Genomic DNA, 15,945 nt, shown 5'->3' on the forward strand with positions numbered 1-15,945 from the left:
GCGCGAAGTCTTATATGAAAACGAGGACAACAATGGACGTCAGCCGCAGACAATTTTTTAAAATCTGCGCGGGCGGTATGGCCGGAACAACGGCAGCCATGCTGGGATTTGCTCCCAAAATGGCGCTGGCTCAGGCACGCAACTATAAGCTGCTGCGCGCAAAAGAGATCCGTAACACCTGCACATACTGCTCCGTAGGTTGTGGGCTTTTAATGTATAGCCTGGGCGATGGCGCGAAGAACGCCAGAGAAGCGATTTACCATATTGAAGGGGATCCGGATCATCCGGTGAGCCGCGGAGCGCTTTGCCCGAAAGGGGCGGGGCTGCTGGACTACGTTCACAGCGAAAACCGCCTGCGCTACCCGGAATACCGCGCGCCGGGTTCCGACAAGTGGCAGCGTATCTCCTGGGATGAGGCCTTCTCCCGTATTGCCAAATTAATGAAAGCCGACCGCGACGCCAACTTTATTGAAAAGAACGCCCAGGGCGTAACGGTTAACCGCTGGCTTTCCACCGGGATGCTGTGCGCCTCTGCGGCGAGTAATGAAACCGGCATGCTGACGCAAAAATTTGTGCGTTCTCTCGGCATGCTGGCGGTAGACAACCAGGCGCGCGTCTGACACGGACCAACGGTAGCAAGTCTTGCTCCAACATTTGGTCGCGGTGCGATGACCAACCACTGGGTTGATATCAAAAACGCTAACGTCGTGGTGGTGATGGGCGGTAACGCCGCGGAAGCCCATCCGGTGGGGTTCCGCTGGGCGATGGAAGCGAAAAACAACAACGATGCGACGCTTATCGTCGTCGATCCGCGCTTTACGCGTACGGCATCGGTGGCCGATATCTATGCGCCAATCCGCTCCGGTACGGACATTACGTTCCTGTCCGGCGTGCTGCTGTACCTGATCGAAAACAACAAAATTAACGCGGAATACGTTAAGCACTACACCAACGCGAACCTGCTGGTGCGGGATGATTTTGCCTTCGATGACGGGCTGTTTAGCGGCTATGACGCCGAAAAACGCCAGTACGATAAAACGTCCTGGAACTATCAGTTCGATGAAAACGGCTACGCGCTGCGTGATGAAACCCTGGCGCACCCGCGCTGCGTGTGGAACCTGCTGAAACAGCACGTTTCCCGCTATACGCCGGAGGTGGTGGAAAACATCTGCGGCACGCCGAAAGCGGACTTCCTGAAGGTGTGTGAAGTACTGGCCTCCACCAGCGCCGCCGACAGAACCACCACGTTCCTGTACGCGCTGGGCTGGACGCAGCACACCGTTGGCGCGCAGAACATCCGCACCATGGCGATGATCCAGCTGCTGCTCGGCAACATGGGCATGGCGGGAGGCGGCGTAAACGCGCTGCGCGGTCACTCCAACATTCAGGGGCTGACCGACCTCGGTCTGCTCTCCACCAGCCTGCCGGGCTACCTGACGCTGCCGTCGGAAAAGCAGGCCGACCTGCAAACGTATCTTGAGGCCAATACGCCGAAAGCGACGCTGCCGGACCAGGTGAACTACTGGAGCAACTATCCGAAGTTCTACGTCAGCCTGATGAAATCCTTCTACGGCGACGCGGCGCAGAAGGAGAACGACTGGGGCTTTGAGTGGCTGCCGAAGTGGGACCAGGCGTACGACGTCATCAAGTACTTCAACATGATGGATAAGGGCGACGTCACGGGCTATATCTGCCAGGGCTTTAACCCGGTGGCCTCCTTCCCGGACAAGAACAAAGTCGTTCGCAGCCTGAGCAAGCTGAAGTACATGGTGGTTATCGATCCGCTGGTGACCGAAACGTCCACCTTCTGGCAGAACCACGGGGAATCGAACGATGTCGATCCGGCGTCGATTCAGACAGAAGTGTTCCGCCTGCCGTCCACCTGCTTTGCGGAAGAGGACGGTTCGATTGCCAACTCCGGCCGCTGGCTGCAGTGGCACTGGAAAGGCCAGGATGCGCCGGGCGAAGCGCGTAACGACGGCGAAATCCTGGCCGGGATTTACCATCGCCTGCGCGAAATGTACCGCACCGAAGGCGGCAAGGGCGCTGAGCCGCTGCTGAAGATGGGCTGGAGCTACAAGCAGCCTGACCATCCTGAGTCAGAGGAAGTCGCCAAAGAGAACAACGGCGTGGCGCTGGCGGATCTCTATGACGCCAGCGGCAACCTGGTGGCGAAGAAAGGCCAGCTGCTGAACAGCTTCGCGCTGCTGCGTGATGACGGCACGACGGCGTCGTCCTGCTGGATCTACACCGGCAGCTGGACGGAGCAGGGCAACCAGATGGCCAACCGCGACAACGCCGACCCGTCCGGGCTGGGCAATACGCTGGGCTGGGCATGGGCGTGGCCGCTGAACCGTCGCGTGCTGTACAACCGCGCGTCTGCAGACTTAAACGGCAAGCCGTGGGATCCGAAACGCATGCTGATCCAGTGGAACGGGGCGAAGTGGGCAGGGAACGATATCCCGGACTACAACACCGCCGCGCCGGGCAGCAACACCGGGCCATTCATCATGCAGCCGGAAGGGCTGGGACGCCTGTTTGCCCTCAACAAGCTGGCGGAAGGGCCGTTCCCGGAACACTACGAGCCGATGGAAACGCCGCTCGGCACCAACCCGCTGCATCCGAACGTGGTCTCCAGCCCGGTGGTGCGTATCTACGAAGACGACGTCCTGCGCTTAGGCAAAAAGGACAAGTTCCCGTACGTAGGGACGACCTATCGCCTGACCGAGCATTTCCACACCTGGACCAAGCACGCGCGGCTTAACGCCATCGCGCAGCCGGAACAGTTTGTGGAGATCAGCGAGACGCTGGCGAAGGCGAAAGGCATCGCCAACGGCGACCGCGTGAAGGTAAGCAGTAAGCGCGGCTTTATTCGCGCGGTGGCGGTGGTGACCCGTCGTCTTCAATGCCTGAACGTGCACGGCCAGCAGGTGGAAACCGTCGGGATCCCACTGCACTGGGGCTTTGAGGGCGTGGCGCAGAAAGGCTACATCGCCAATACCCTGACGCCAAACGTCGGCGATTCCAACTCGCAAACGCCGGAGTACAAGGCGTTTCTGGTCAACATCGAGAAAGCGTAAGGAGCGATTAAATGGCGATGGAAACACAAGACGTTATCAAACGCTCCGCGACCAACCCGATTACCCCCGCGCCCCGCGCGCGGGACTACAAGGCAGAGGTCGCCAAGCTTATCGACGTCTCCTCCTGCGTGGGCTGTAAGGCCTGCCAGGTGGCCTGCTCGGAGTGGAACGATATCCGCGACGAGGTGGGGCACTGCGTGGGGGTCTACGACAATCCGGCGGATCTGAGCGCCAAATCCTGGACGGTGATGCGCTTTAGCGAAACCGAGCAGAACGGCAGGCTGGAATGGCTCATCCGTAAAGACGGCTGTATGCACTGTGAAGATCCGGGCTGCCTGAAGGCGTGCCCGTCTGCCGGCGCGATTATCCAGTACGCCAACGGGATCGTCGACTTCCAGCAGGACAACTGTATCGGCTGCGGATACTGCATCGCGGGCTGTCCGTTTAATATCCCGCGCCTCAATAAAGAGGATAACCGGGTATATAAATGCACCCTGTGCGTGGACCGCGTCAGCGTCGGGCAGGAGCCTGCGTGCGTGAAAACCTGTCCGACCGGGGCGATCCACTTCGGCACCAAAAAAGAGATGCTGGACGTGGCGCAACAACGCGTGGACAAGCTGAAAGCGCGCGGCTACGAGAATGCGGGCATTTATAACCCGCAGGGCGTGGGCGGTACGCACGTGATGTATGTGCTGCACCATAACGACCAGCCGGAGCTGTACCACAACCTGCCGAAGGATCCGGCGATCGATACCTCCATCAACCTGTGGAAAGGGGCGCTTAAGCCGCTCTCGGCGGCGGGCTTTATCGCCACCTTTGCCGGGCTGATTTATCACTACATCGGGATCGGGCCAAACAAAGAGGTGGATGAGGACGAGGAGGAGCATCATGAGTAAGTCGAAAACGATCGTGCGCACGAAGTTTGTTGACCGCGCCTGTCACTGGACGGTCGTGATTTGCTTCTTCCTGGTGGCGGTATCGGGGATTTCGTTCTTCTTCCCGACGCTGCAGTGGCTGACCGAAACCTTCGGCACGCCGCAGATGGGGCGCATTCTGCATCCGTTCTTTGGCGTGCTGATTTTCGTGGTGCTGATGTTTATGTTCGTGCGCTTTGTCCACCACAACATCCCGGACAAGCAGGATATCCCGTGGGTGAAAGGGATCGTCGAAGTCCTGAAGGGCAACGAGCATAAGGTCGCGAAGGTGGGAAAATACAACGCCGGGCAGAAGATGATGTTCTGGACCATCATGAGCATGATTTTTGTGCTGCTGGTGACCGGCGTGATTATCTGGCGTCCGTATTTTGCGCACTATTTTCCGATTCAGGTGATTCGCTACGCGCTGCTGATCCACGCCACCTCGGCCATCATTCTGATCCACGCCATCCTGATCCATATGTATATGGCGTTCTGGGTAAAGGGATCGATTAAAGGGATGATTGAAGGGAAGGTGAGCCGCCGCTGGGCGCAGAAACACCACCCGCGCTGGTATCGTGAAGTGGAACGACTGGAAGCGAAACGGGAAAGCACGGAAGGAATGAAGTAAGACCTGCGCCGTCGGCTTTGCCCGGCGGCGCTGAGTTTGCGCAGACAGGGCAAATGCCTGACCGGCTGGCGTCATGTATTAGTCAATAAACGATCAACTGCCGCTATAACGTCATGACGTGCGTTGCGTAAGTTACAAACAAAGTCTTTAGGATTTATTTTGTTATTGTTAAGGCTGGTTATCATTGGAGAATAAATCAGAAATGTTTCAAAATCGATATTTACGCCTGGAGCCAGATGGCTCTGCCATAACGGTAATTTATTATTTCTCGCGAGCGGCACAATGACGCGCGTGGCAAGATCATCATAACAATCATCCTGAATGAGCATATAATAGGGAAGCTTATCCCGGGTGGCCGCAGATGTATTTCGGAAAACATTAAATTGTCTCAGCATTAAAGCACCCTGAAAAACTCATCATCAGTAATGGTTCCATTTTTTTCGACAAACTCATTCATAGAGCGAATAAATGAACGATCCGCTTCTGATGGCTGACGCGGGTCAGCGGAGTCTGGTGCGGTGTTGCTCGACGGTTTTGCCGATTTTATGCGTTGGGTGGGGGTGTGCTCTGCTGGGTATGTCATCAGTATCTCCTTTGTTGGTGCGGTCATTATCAACCGCAGCCAACAAAAAACAATACCGTATCCCCTGGTAATCTACATTCTGCGAGGCGTAATCCAGTAATTTCAGAACCGCTCCTCCACATACCGGAACGGATATTTTGTGGGTTTGACTTTGCCGATTTTACGTTTCGGTAAATCCACCTTTTCGACGTGAATTTCTTTATAGGGAATTTGGGTGAGCAGGTGCGAAATAATATTCAGGCGCACGCGTTTTTTATCTTCTGAACGCGCTACAAACCACGGCGCCCAGGCGGTATCTGTCGCTTCAAACATGGCGTCGCGCGCGAGGGTATACTCGTCCCACAGGTTAAAGGATTTAATATCCATCGGCGATAGCTTCCAGATTTTACGACCATCGTTAATACGGTCGCGCAGGCGGCGCTCCTGCTCTTTAGGCGTGACCTCCAGCCAGTATTTCAGCAGGATAATCCCGGCATCCACCATCGCTTTTTCCATCACCGGCGCACCATCAAGAAACTTCTCAACCTGCTCGGGGGTGCAGAATCCCATTACCCGCTCGACACCCGCGCGGTTGTACCAGCTGCGGTCGAAAATGACGATCTCCCCGGCGGCAGGCAGATGGGGAACATAACGCTGAAAATAGAGCTGGGTTTTCTCTTTCTCGGTGGGTGCAGGGAGGGCAACAACGCGAAACACGCGAGGGCTGACGCGTTCGGTGATCGCTTTAATGGTGCCGCCTTTACCCGCTCCGTCGCGTCCTTCAAAAACAATACACACTTTTAGCCCTTTGGCGACGACCCACTGCTGGAGCTTAACCAGTTCAACGTGGAGGCGACGTAGCTCTTGTTCGTACTCTTTGGTCTTTAACGGAGCATTCTTTACGACATCAACAGCGACACTGGTTTTCTTTTTGCTTCCCATGATGGTCATCCTCAGATTGTCCGGCGCGGAAAAAAGCGAGGCCGCACTATGAAGTGTAATCCACCTGAATTAATGGATTAACCTGCCAGCCAACGGATTTGAACTGGCTCACCATACAAGATTATTCAATAATGTCCGTCGCGTGTGATTAACCAGTGGTTGAAGTATGAAAAAGACAATTTTTTCGTTGGCGCTTGGCACATTTGGCCTGGGAATGGCCGAATTTGGCATTATGGGCGTGTTAACCGAGCTGGCACATGACACCGGTATTTCGATTCCCTCCGCCGGGAATATGATCTCGTTTTATGCGTTCGGCGTGGTGATTGGCGCCCCGATTGTGGCGCTGTTCTCAGGCAAGTTTTCGTTAAAGACCACGCTGCTGTTTCTGGTGGCGATGTCCGCTGTCGGCAATGCCCTGTTCACGTTTTCCACGTCCTATTTCTGGCTGGCGGTGGGGCGGCTGATTTCCGGCTTTCCGCACGGGGCTATTTTTGGCGTCGGGGCGATTATCCTGTCTAAAATTGCGCCTCCGGGTAAGGTGACGGTCGCGGTGGCTGGGATGATCGCCGGTATGACCGTGGCCAACCTGATGGGCGTTCCGCTGGGGACCTGGCTCGGGCACCAGTTCAGCTGGCGTTATACCTTTTTTCTGATTGCCGTGTTCGATGCGCTGGTGATCCTTTCGGTTCTGCTCTGGGTGCCGGACATCCGCGACACATCAGAAATCAAATTAACCGAGCAGTTCCACTTTCTGAAAAAACCAGAACCCTGGCTGATCTTTGCCGCCACCATGTTTGGCAACGCCGGGGTGTTCGCGTGGTTCAGCTTCGTTAAGCCTTTTATGGTCAACGTCTCCGGTTATTCAGAAGGGATGATGACGGCCATCATGATGCTGATGGGGCTTGGCATGGTGTTGGGCAATCTGTTGAGCGGTAAGCTCTCGGGGCGTTTTAGCCCGCTGCGCATTGCGGCCACCACCGACATGGTGATTGTCGCCTCGCTGCTGCTGCTTTTCGCCTTTGGTGAACTGAAAACGGCCTCGCTGATCATGGGCTTTATCTGCTGTGCCGGGCTGTTCGCGCTCTCTGCGCCGCTACAAATTCTGCTTCTGCAAAATGCGAAGGGCGGTGAGATGCTGGGGGCGGCAGGGGGACAGATGGCGTTTAATCTCGGCAGTGCGATTGGCGCGTACTTTGGCGGGATGACGATCGTCCTCGGCTTTAGCTGGCGTTACGTCACGCTGCCGGCGGCAATACTTTCTTTCTCGGCCATGAGTGCACTGCTGATCTACGGCCACCTGCGGGCCAGACGGGCTCAGGCTAACGCTCGCGCGCTAGCCTGACAGGCTTCAGGCAAGCCAGGGCTCACCCAGGGTTAGCATCAGGCGGTTGGCCCAGGCGAAGAACGCGGCGGATTGCACCAGATCGAGCTGCGCTAAGGTATCCAGCCCCTCTTTTTCCAGCGCGGCAAGGTGCAGCGGCGTGGCGGCAGGCGGCGTGACCGACAGCGCCGCCGCAAAATCGATTTCCGCCTGCCAGCGTGCGGATTGCCCCTCGCTCAGGGACCGCCCCGGCCGCACGGCCAGCAGGGCTTCTACCGCCGCGTCATCCTTTGACAGCTGGCTGGCTTTACGCGCATGGACAGATGCGCAGTAAATGCAGCCGTTGATTTTACTGGCGACCGTTGCGGCCAGCTCGCGCTCGGCGCGCGGCAATCCCCCCGAGGTATAAAAAATGCCTTTATCCGTTAACGTGCGCTGTTCCAGCACCGGCAGGTTGCGCCCGAGCAGGCGGAAGTAATCGGAATCGGTATGGCCAAATTTCGCCAGAATGGCAACCTCATCGTCACTGAAATCCGCCAGCGGTTTGGCCGCTATCCACGGTTCCCATCCCAGCTCCTGCTGGGTGAACGCGACGGGGGCCGCCTTTCCGGTGACCGTTGTTGCGGTCGTGTGCCAGATGCCTGCCGCCACCGGCGCATCGCTTTTGGCGACGGGCCTGTCATTCAGCAGCCGCAGCCCGGTGATGAGTCGGCTCTGGAAGCTCACAAACGCAATAAGCTGCGCCAGGGTAACAATGCCTTCCTTGCTCCATCCCGCCTGGGTCAGCGCCTTTAACGCTGCGGGCGTCGCTTCGACGGGGGAGAACGTCAGCAGCCGCGCGAAATTCAGCGCCGGGGTCAGGCGTTCTGAGGTGGGGTCGGCCAGGCCAAACCCCGCATAGTGTGCTGCCAGCGCCTCCGCGCTGTGCCACCTGGCGACTTTTGCCGCCACGGCGAAGCGCTCGTCGAGTGCAAAATCAGCATCCTGCTGGCTAAACAGGATTTCGTAGCTGCCCTGCGCGTGGCGCGTGGCGGCATCACGCGTGGCGCGCGCCTCTGCCAGAGGGGAACCGGGTTTAATTTCCGCCAGCTCGGCGAGAATGTCCTGACTTAACGACATAGGTGTCTCCTCAAAAGATGTGGGGGGCAATACGTTCGGCGATCAGTTCGATGGACCGCAGCGTGTCGCGATGCGAGGGTTCGACCGAATGGACCTGGAATGAGATATCCGTGGCGCGCCTGAGAATGGAATCAGCATTCAGCGAATGCAGCACCGTGTCGGGCGAACCAATATGCGCGTCAAACTGGCGGCGATAATCAGTGACGTTGTCACCTTTAACCACGTGCCCGGCAGCGCGATGCTGCTGGGCCTGTTTCGTGAGGCCCGGCGTCGCGACCCTGAGCGCATAGTCGTCGCTGTCGGCGACGAACGCCGTACGGGAGGCCAGAATGCGCGGTGCGATGCCCGCAGGCAGCGCCTCAAGGTAGGCATCCACAATCGGGTTCTGGATCTCGTCGAGCGTTAAATCCAGCCGGTCTGCCGGGCGCGGCTGCGTGCGGGAGAGCATTAAACCGTGTCCGGCCCGGGCGGCGCGAACGGCTCCGTCAACAGAGAAGGTGGCAATCCAGATACGGTCGGCCAGCTGTGGCGCAGGCGGGTAAAGGTGGTTATCCGGATGGGTAAGCGAATCCCCGCGCCAGGCGCTTTGGATCACATGCAAATGGTCAGCAAAGGCCGCGCCGCGCTCCTCGAACGTCAGGCCGAACGGCAGAAATGAGGTCGGTGTGCCGCCCGAACCAAAACCGACCTCAAGACGACCATCGGCGAGTAAATCGAGCACGGCGGCATCTTCCGCGACGCGCAGCGGGTTTTCCATCGGCAGGGTGATGATGGCCGTGCCCAGCCGGATGGTTTCGGTATGCGCGGCTACGTGCGCCAGAAACAGCAGCGGCGACGGCAGGCCGCCTTCACTTTCGTGGAAGTGGTGCTGGGCAATCCAGGCGCTGTCAAAACCGTGGCGTTCGGCGTGGCGGATCTGTTCAGTTGCCAGACGATAGCGCTCCTTCGGCGCAGCGTCGTCAAGCAGGCGGGTGAAAAATCCCAGGCGTTTTCGCGTCATGCGAACTCCTCCGTAGCGGGTGAAAAATGGGGAATGGCGTCAATCAGCTCGCGGGTATAGTCGTTCTGCGGCGACGCGAATAAGGTTCCGACGTCGCCCTGTTCGACCACCTGACCGCCGCGCAGCACCGTGACGCTGTGGGCGATCCGGCGGACGGTTGACAGATCGTGCGTGATAAAGAGGTAGGTCAATCCCAGCTGCTGCTGCAGCTGCTGAAGCAGAGCCAGGATCTGCGCCTGCACGGTGACGTCCAGCGCGGAGGTGGCTTCGTCCAGCACCAGAATGGTCGGCTCCAGGATCAGCGCCCGGGCAATGGCAACGCGCTGGCGCTGTCCGCCTGAAAGCTCCCGGGCGGTGCGGGTCAGGAATTCGACGGGCAGGGCAACCCGCTGCGCCACCGTCTCCACCCGGAGCTTTCGCTGCGCCTTACTGAGTCGAGAAAAGTTCTTCAGGGGCTCCTCGATGATCTCGAACAGCGTCTGTCGCGGGTCGAGAGAGGCAAACGGGTTCTGGTAGACGAACTGGATCTTCTGGCGCAGCTGACGGCGGGCCTCGCGGCTGAGCGCGGTGGCATCAATATCATCAATGATGACCTGTCCGCTGTCGGCCTGTTCAAAACCCAGCAAAATACGGGCGAGGGTGGTTTTCCCGGAGCCGGATTCACCGACCAGCGCATGCGTGCTGCCGCGCCTGACGTCAAACGTTACCCGATCCAGCGCCTGAAGCTGATGACCTTTGCCCAGGGAGAATTGCTTGCTGATGGCGCGGGCGCGAATGGCCGGGGACGCGAGCGGCCGACCGGCCACCGGGGCGATGGTCAGGCGCTGTCCCTGGAGATCGCTCAACAGCTGGCGGGTATAGGCGTGCTGCGGCGTGCGGACGATATCGCCGGTGTTCCCCTGTTCCTGAACCTCGCCATCGCGAAACACCAGCAGCCTGTCCGCGCGCTGTGCGGCCAGCGCCAGATCGTGGGTGACAAACAGAACGGCGGTACCCGACTCCCGGCGCAGGATATCCAGCAGATCGAGAATACGTTTTTGCACCGTCACATCCAGCGCGCTGGTGGGCTCATCGGCAACGATCACGTCCGGGCGCAGCGCTATCGCGATGGCAATCAGCACGCGCTGTTTCATCCCGCCGGAGAGCTGATGGGGATACTGCGTCATGCGCTGTTCGGGGTGGCTCAGGCCGACCTTTGTCAGCAGGGCGAGCACCTGCTCGTCGCGCTCGGCGCGGGTCACCTTCTGGTGGAGCTGAACGATCTCTCCGACCTGCGCCCCGATGGTTTTCACCGGGTTGAGCGAATTGCCCGGATCCTGAGGCACCAGGCTAATTCTCGCGCCGCGAAGGGTGTCGAGACGCTTCGCGGACCATCGGCTAATCTCCTCGCCGTTGAGCGATATTTTTCCCGCATCGCGCCGGGCGTTATCGGCCAGCAGGCCAATGATCGCCTGCGCCGTGGTCGTCTTGCCGGATCCGGATTCGCCGACGAACGCCAGCATTTCCCCTCGTCCGAGCGTGAAGCTGACGTTATGCACCACCTCTCGCCACTGGCGCGCGGTACGGTAGCTAATCGTCAAATTTTCCACTGAGAGAACGGTCATTAGCGACCTCCGCTGAACTGTTGGCTGATACGGTTGGTGGCCAGCACCACGGCGATGACGACGACGCCGGGGAAGGTGGTGAGCCACCAGGCGGTAGAGAGATAGTTACGGCCTTCGGCAATCAGTAAGCCCCATTCCGGCACCGGCGGCGGGGTGCCGTAGCCGAGAAAGCTCAGCGTGGAGAGCGCCAGGATGGCCTGACCAAACTGCAGCGTGGCAAAGGCGAGGACGGCGGTTAACGCGTTGGGCAGGATGTGTCGCCACAGCACGGCGAAAAACGTCCCGCCGCTGCCAAACGCCGCCTCGACGTAATCCGTATGCCGGATACGCACGACTTCACCGCGCGCGAGGCGGGCGAAGCTGGCAATGGAGGCAACGCCGACGGCAATCGCGGCGTTAACGGTGCCAAATCCGAGCAGAATAATCACCGTCAGCGAGAGCAGCAGAGACGGGATGGAGAGCAACACGTCGACGAAGCGCATCAGCAGAGACTCGACGCGCCCGGCGAACGCCCCGGCGATCACCCCTAAGCCGGTGCCGACCACCAGCCCCATCGTCACGGCGGCCAGCGCCGCGCTCAGGGAATGGGAGGCGCCATATACGATACGCGTGTAAACATCGCGGCCAAGCTGATCGGTGCCGAGCCAGTGTCCCGCCTGCGGTGCCAGGCGCTGTGCCCCGGCGATGCCCTCAATCGGGCTGTAGTGGGTTAACAGGCCGGGCGCTACGGCGGCAAAAGCGGCGAGAATAATCACCCCCCATGCCAGCCACAGTCCCGGTTGCCATTCCACTCCCTGCCAGGCAGGAACGCGTTTTCGCGCGGCCGCCGCGTAATCGACCAGACTCATGATGCACCTCCGGTAACGGTTTGCAGACGGGGATCCAGCAGCGGCATCAGCAGATCCACCAGCAGATTGATCAGGACAAAACCGAGGGCGGAAATCATCACTACCGCCTGAAGTACGGCGATATCCTGGTTATTCACCGCCTGCTGGGTCAGCTGTCCGAGCCCGCTGCGGCCAAAAACGGTTTCGGTGATCAGCGCCCCGGCAATCAGCTCGCCCAGCAGCAGCCCGGCAATGTTCAGGACCGGCAGCAGGGCGTTGCCGGCCACGTGACGCCACAGGACGGCGGTTTCACTCAGCCCTTTGGCACGGGCGACGGCGACAAACGGCTGCGTCGCCACCTGGTCCAGACTGCGCATCAGAATTTGCGCCAGCGGGGCGGAAATCGGGATCGCGACGGTCACAATCGGCAGGATCAGCCCCTGCAGCGGCGTCGGGTTAATCACCGGGATCAGCCGCAGCTGAAAAGAAAAAAGCTGGATGAGGGCAATCCCCAGCCAGAACGTGGGTAAGGAGATAAACAGGACCGGCAGAGACTGAAGGGTATTGCTCAGCCAGCGCAGACCCGGGAGACGGGATGCAAAGGCCAGCGCAAAGGCCAGCAGGACCGCGAGTACAAACGCGGGCAGGGCGAGGCTCAGGGTATCCGGCAGATTGCTGGCAATCAGCTCGCTGACCGGCACGCCTGCCTGTAGCGAATAGCCGAAATCCCCGCGCAGCATTGCCAGCAGCGTGTGGCCGTATTGTTGCCACAGCGGGCTGTCCGCGCCGTAGGCCACGCGCATCTCCTCGATTTGCGCCGGGCTTAAGCCCAGGTCCGGGTTCTGAAATTTAATCAGCACCGCGTCGCCCGGCAGCACCTGGAGCAACACGAACGAGAGGGTAAAGGCGGCCCACAGTACCAGCAGCCCGTGCCCAAAGCGTTGAAGAAGTGCGTGGCGCATCGTCAGCTCCTCAGTGTTTCTCAATCCACGCGCCGTAGAACGACGGGCGGCCTACCGCTTCAAAATTGACGCCTTTCAGCCACGGCGCACCGGCGAAGACCTGCGGCTCCTCGAAAATCGGAATGACGTAGGCGTTATCCAGCAGGTAGCGCTGGGCGTCTCCCGTCAGCTGCAGGCGTTTTTGCGGGTCGACCTCAGCCGAAATGTTCACCAGCAGCGCATTCAGCCTGTCGTCACGGAAGTTTTTGACCTTGTCGCTGGATCCGCCTTTTTGCAGCAGCGCGTCGCGGTTAGCCGGGTAGAACATGCTTTTCACCACGTCCGGATCGGCGCGGCCCACTTCGGAGACGGTTAACGGGGTTTTCAGCGGGTCAAGGTTATCCAGCGTGCGGCTGCCTGCGTCTCCGGCTTTGACGCTCAGCGCCACGCCCACCTGGCGCCACTGCTGGGCAACCAGCTGCAGCACCTCTTTGTTTTGCGGCTGCGGCAGGGATTCATACACCGTCAGCGCCAGACGTTGGCCGTCTTTGGCGCGGATCCCGTCGCCGCCTGCTTTCCAGCCCGCGTCGTCCAGCAGCTGGTTGGCTTTTGCCGGGTCAAAGGTCAATTTGTCGCTGAGATCGACAAAGCCTGCGGCGGAACCGGCAATCACGGATTTCGCCTGCGGATAGTTGGCCGAGAAGAGGGTCTCGACCACCTGTTTTGCATTGGTGGCATGCAGCAGCGCCTGGCGAACGCGAATATCGGAAACCAGCGGGTTATCCGGGCGGAAGCTGATGCTGTCGTTCACCCCGCGCGTCGGGGCGGCGTAGATCTTATAGCCCTGATCGGTCGCCTGCTTTTCGTCATACGCCTGTACCTGGCGAATAAAGTCGGCCTGACCGGCCAGCAGGGCGCCCACGCGCACGCTGTCTTCCTGGGTCACGATAAACTTGATGCCGTCGAGATTGGCTGGCCCCTGCTGCGCCAGATTTTTCGGCCCCCACTGGTAGTCTTTGCGCGCTTCGAGCGTCACTTCACGACCCAGCTTCTCGTCCTTCACCACAAACGGGCCGGAACCAATGATGTGGCGGGCATCTCCCAGCTCTTCGAAGTTGCGCTTCAGCGTGCTGAGCGAGACCAGACCCGAGCCAATGGTGGCGGTGCCCTGCAGGAACCCCGGCGACGGTTTTTTGAAGTAGAACTTCACGGTCAGCGGGTCGATGACTTCGCTGCGATCGTAGTTATTGATCACTTCTGACACCGGCAGGCGCTGCGCCTTATTGCCTAAACCGTAGGTATCAAAGTTTTTCGCCACGGCGTTGGCGTCCAGCGGCGTGCCGTCGGAGAAGGTGATGCCGGGACGAAGCTTAAAGGTGTATTCGGTTTTATCGGCGTTGGTGGTCCAGCTTTCGGCCACCCAGGGTTCCACCTGCAGCGTTTTTGGGTTCTGCCACGTCAGTTTGTCGGTGATTTGATTCAGAATGCCGCCGTTCGGGTAAAAGCCACCGGCAGGCGGATAGAGATTGGTGTGCGCCTGTTGCTCCAGATAAATCAGCGTGCCGCCTTTGACGGGCGCATCTGCGGCCCAGGCTGCGGTTGTCGCCAGAATCAGCGCCGTCAGCAGCGGCAGACGAAATGGGGTTTGCATGGTGAATTCCTTTGTTATCTTCTTGTTAGCGTCGGATTCATCATCGGGCGCGGGGGAAAACAAGGGAACAAAGGAATTAAGATAAGGATTGCCGGAAAATGGCTATAAAAAAACCGCCCCAGCGAGGAGCGGTAATGAAAGATGAACGATTATGAACGTAGGTCGATCACCATACGGCCGCGGATCTGGCCCTGTTCCATCTCTTTAAAGATGGCGTTGATGTCCTCGATTGGACGCATCGTGACTTTCGGCACCACCTTACCTTCAGCGGCGAACTGGAAGGCTTCCTGCAGATCCTGACGGGTGCCGACCAGGGAACCCACCACCTGGATGCCGTCCAGCACCAGACGCGGAATGTCGAGGCTCATCGCTTCCGGCGGCAGGCCAACGGCGACCACGCGGCCACCGGCACGCACGGCGTCAACGGCGGAGTTAAAGGCCGCTTTTGCGACGGCAGTAACGACTGCGGCATGCGCGCCGCCGGTTTTCTCCTGCACAATTTTCGCGGCGTCTTCGCTGCGTGAGTTGATGGTTAAATCTGCGCCCATGCTGGCCGCCAGCTTCAGCTGTTCATCGTTAACGTCGAGAGCGATGACTTTGGCGTTAAAGACGTTTTTGGCGTACTGCAGCGCAAGGTTGCCCAGCCCGCCCAGACCGTAAATCGCAATCCACTGGCCTGGTTTGATTTCGGACACCTTCACCGCTTTGTAGGTAGTAACGCCGGCACAGGTGATGCTGCTGGCCGCAGCGGATTCCAGACCGTCCGGCACTTTTACCGCGTAATCCGCGGTGACGATGCACTCTTCCGCCATGCCGCCGTCAACGGAGTAACCGGCATTTTTCACGTCGCGGCACAGGGTTTCGTTGCCGGTATTACAGTATTCGCAGTGGCCACAGCCTTCAAAAAACCAGGCCACGCTTGCGCGGTCGCCGACTTTCAGCGACTTCACGCCGGGGCCGACTTCTTTTACGATACCAATCCCTTCGTGGCCCAGGATAACCCCGGTTTTATCGCCAAAATCACCGTTCTTCACGTGGAGATCGGTATGGCATACGCCACAGCATTCCATCTTCAGCAGGGCCTCCCCGTGCTTTAGCGGGCGTAAGGTTTTTTCGGTGATATTGACCTGATGATCCTGAGTGACAACAGCAGCCTTCATGTGTATCTCCTTGTTCATGATGAGTATCTGCATAGCAGGTGTAATACCCCTCAAGGATTAGTGGTTTGGCGCTGTAATGCAAGGCAACGGCAACATAATGTCATTATTTAATCCATTTTCAGAATAAGAATACGGCGTTCCTCTAATAATTTAGGGGGAAAATACTGGCCCGACGAGAGACTCGCCGGGCGCA

14 protein-coding genes are annotated in these 15,945 nt (G+C 59.0%); 4 read left to right on the forward strand and 10 right to left on the reverse strand.

Annotated elements, in window-relative coordinates; all coding sequences use genetic code 11:
- Window positions 1-32 precede the first annotated feature (32 nt).
- Genes fdnG through fdnI form a run of 3 tightly spaced genes read left to right on the forward strand, consistent with a single transcriptional unit; the run spans window position 33 to window position 4,625 of the window.
- Window positions 33-3,080, forward strand: coding sequence for a formate dehydrogenase-N subunit alpha (gene fdnG, locus UR289_RS13550; protein ID WP_320710592.1), 3,048 nt, complete (start codon window positions 33-35; stop codon window positions 3,078-3,080).
- Between the two features lie 11 nt (window positions 3,081-3,091).
- Window positions 3,092-3,976 carry a formate dehydrogenase subunit beta gene (gene fdxH, locus UR289_RS13555; RefSeq protein ID WP_094935002.1) on the forward strand — a complete coding sequence of 295 codons (885 nt, stop codon included), beginning with the start codon at window positions 3,092-3,094 and terminating at the stop codon, window positions 3,974-3,976.
- Entirely contained in the window at window positions 3,969-4,625 is a 657-nt protein-coding gene (gene fdnI / locus UR289_RS13560) for a formate dehydrogenase-N subunit gamma (protein WP_033145642.1), read from the forward strand. Before fdxH ends, fdnI begins: the two co-directional genes overlap by 8 nt.
- 71 nt (window positions 4,626-4,696) lie before the next feature.
- On the opposite strand, the gene UR289_RS13565 is transcribed toward fdnI, so the two are convergent.
- The 3 genes from UR289_RS13565 to ppk2 all read right to left on the reverse strand — a co-directional run bounded on the left by UR289_RS13565 (window position 4,697) and on the right by ppk2 (window position 6,129).
- The gene (locus UR289_RS13565) at window positions 4,697-5,020 is read right to left on the reverse strand and encodes a CcdB family protein (protein ID WP_033145641.1); all 324 of its coding nucleotides are present in this window, start codon (window positions 5,018-5,020) and stop codon (window positions 4,697-4,699) included.
- A complete protein-coding gene (locus tag UR289_RS13570) occupies window positions 5,020-5,208 on the reverse strand; it encodes a hypothetical protein (protein ID WP_033145640.1) in 189 nt (62 codons plus the stop codon). The genes UR289_RS13565 and UR289_RS13570 overlap by 1 nt, the downstream gene beginning before the upstream one ends.
- 102 nt (window positions 5,209-5,310) lie before the next feature.
- Window positions 5,311-6,129 carry a polyphosphate kinase 2 gene (gene ppk2, locus UR289_RS13575; protein WP_033145639.1) on the reverse strand — a complete coding sequence of 273 codons (819 nt, stop codon included), beginning with the start codon at window positions 6,127-6,129 and terminating at the stop codon, window positions 5,311-5,313.
- A 166-nt stretch (window positions 6,130-6,295) separates the two neighbouring features.
- On the opposite strand from ppk2, the gene araJ reads away from it, so the two are divergent.
- The gene (araJ, locus tag UR289_RS13580) at window positions 6,296-7,471 is read left to right on the forward strand and encodes an MFS transporter AraJ (protein WP_182383613.1); all 1,176 of its coding nucleotides are present in this window, start codon (window positions 6,296-6,298) and stop codon (window positions 7,469-7,471) included.
- A gap of 6 nt (window positions 7,472-7,477) precedes the next feature.
- On the opposite strand, the gene UR289_RS13585 is transcribed toward araJ, so the two are convergent.
- The 7 genes from UR289_RS13585 to adhP form a co-directional block, all read right to left on the reverse strand.
- A complete protein-coding gene (locus tag UR289_RS13585) occupies window positions 7,478-8,569 on the reverse strand; it encodes an alkylhydroperoxidase domain protein (RefSeq protein ID WP_320710468.1) in 1,092 nt (363 codons plus the stop codon).
- 10 nt (window positions 8,570-8,579) lie between these two features.
- Complete coding sequence (locus tag UR289_RS13590; protein ID WP_048976760.1) at window positions 8,580-9,569, reverse strand: putative FMN-dependent luciferase-like monooxygenase; 990 nt, start codon at window positions 9,567-9,569, stop codon at window positions 8,580-8,582.
- A complete protein-coding gene (locus tag UR289_RS13595) occupies window positions 9,566-11,173 on the reverse strand; it encodes an ABC transporter ATP-binding protein (protein ID WP_320710471.1) in 1,608 nt (535 codons plus the stop codon). The genes UR289_RS13590 and UR289_RS13595 overlap by 4 nt, the downstream gene beginning before the upstream one ends.
- Window positions 11,173-12,021, reverse strand: coding sequence for an ABC transporter permease (locus tag UR289_RS13600; RefSeq protein ID WP_047060936.1), 849 nt, complete (start codon window positions 12,019-12,021; stop codon window positions 11,173-11,175). The genes UR289_RS13595 and UR289_RS13600 overlap by 1 nt, the downstream gene beginning before the upstream one ends.
- On the reverse strand, window positions 12,018-12,962 hold the full coding sequence (locus UR289_RS13605; RefSeq protein WP_157189230.1) for an ABC transporter permease: 945 nt from the start codon (window positions 12,960-12,962) through the stop codon (window positions 12,018-12,020). Before UR289_RS13605 ends, UR289_RS13600 begins: the two co-directional genes overlap by 4 nt.
- 10 nt (window positions 12,963-12,972) lie before the next feature.
- A complete protein-coding gene (locus tag UR289_RS13610; RefSeq protein ID WP_320710473.1) occupies window positions 12,973-14,592 on the reverse strand; it encodes a TIGR04028 family ABC transporter substrate-binding protein in 1,620 nt (539 codons plus the stop codon).
- A gap of 149 nt (window positions 14,593-14,741) precedes the next feature.
- The gene (gene adhP, locus UR289_RS13615) at window positions 14,742-15,752 is read right to left on the reverse strand and encodes an alcohol dehydrogenase AdhP (protein WP_039262822.1); all 1,011 of its coding nucleotides are present in this window, start codon (window positions 15,750-15,752) and stop codon (window positions 14,742-14,744) included.
- Window positions 15,753-15,945 lie beyond the last annotated feature (193 nt).

This window comes from Enterobacter sp. 302C9, assembly GCF_034106085.1.
Taxonomy (GTDB): domain Bacteria; phylum Pseudomonadota; class Gammaproteobacteria; order Enterobacterales; family Enterobacteriaceae; genus Enterobacter; species Enterobacter asburiae_B.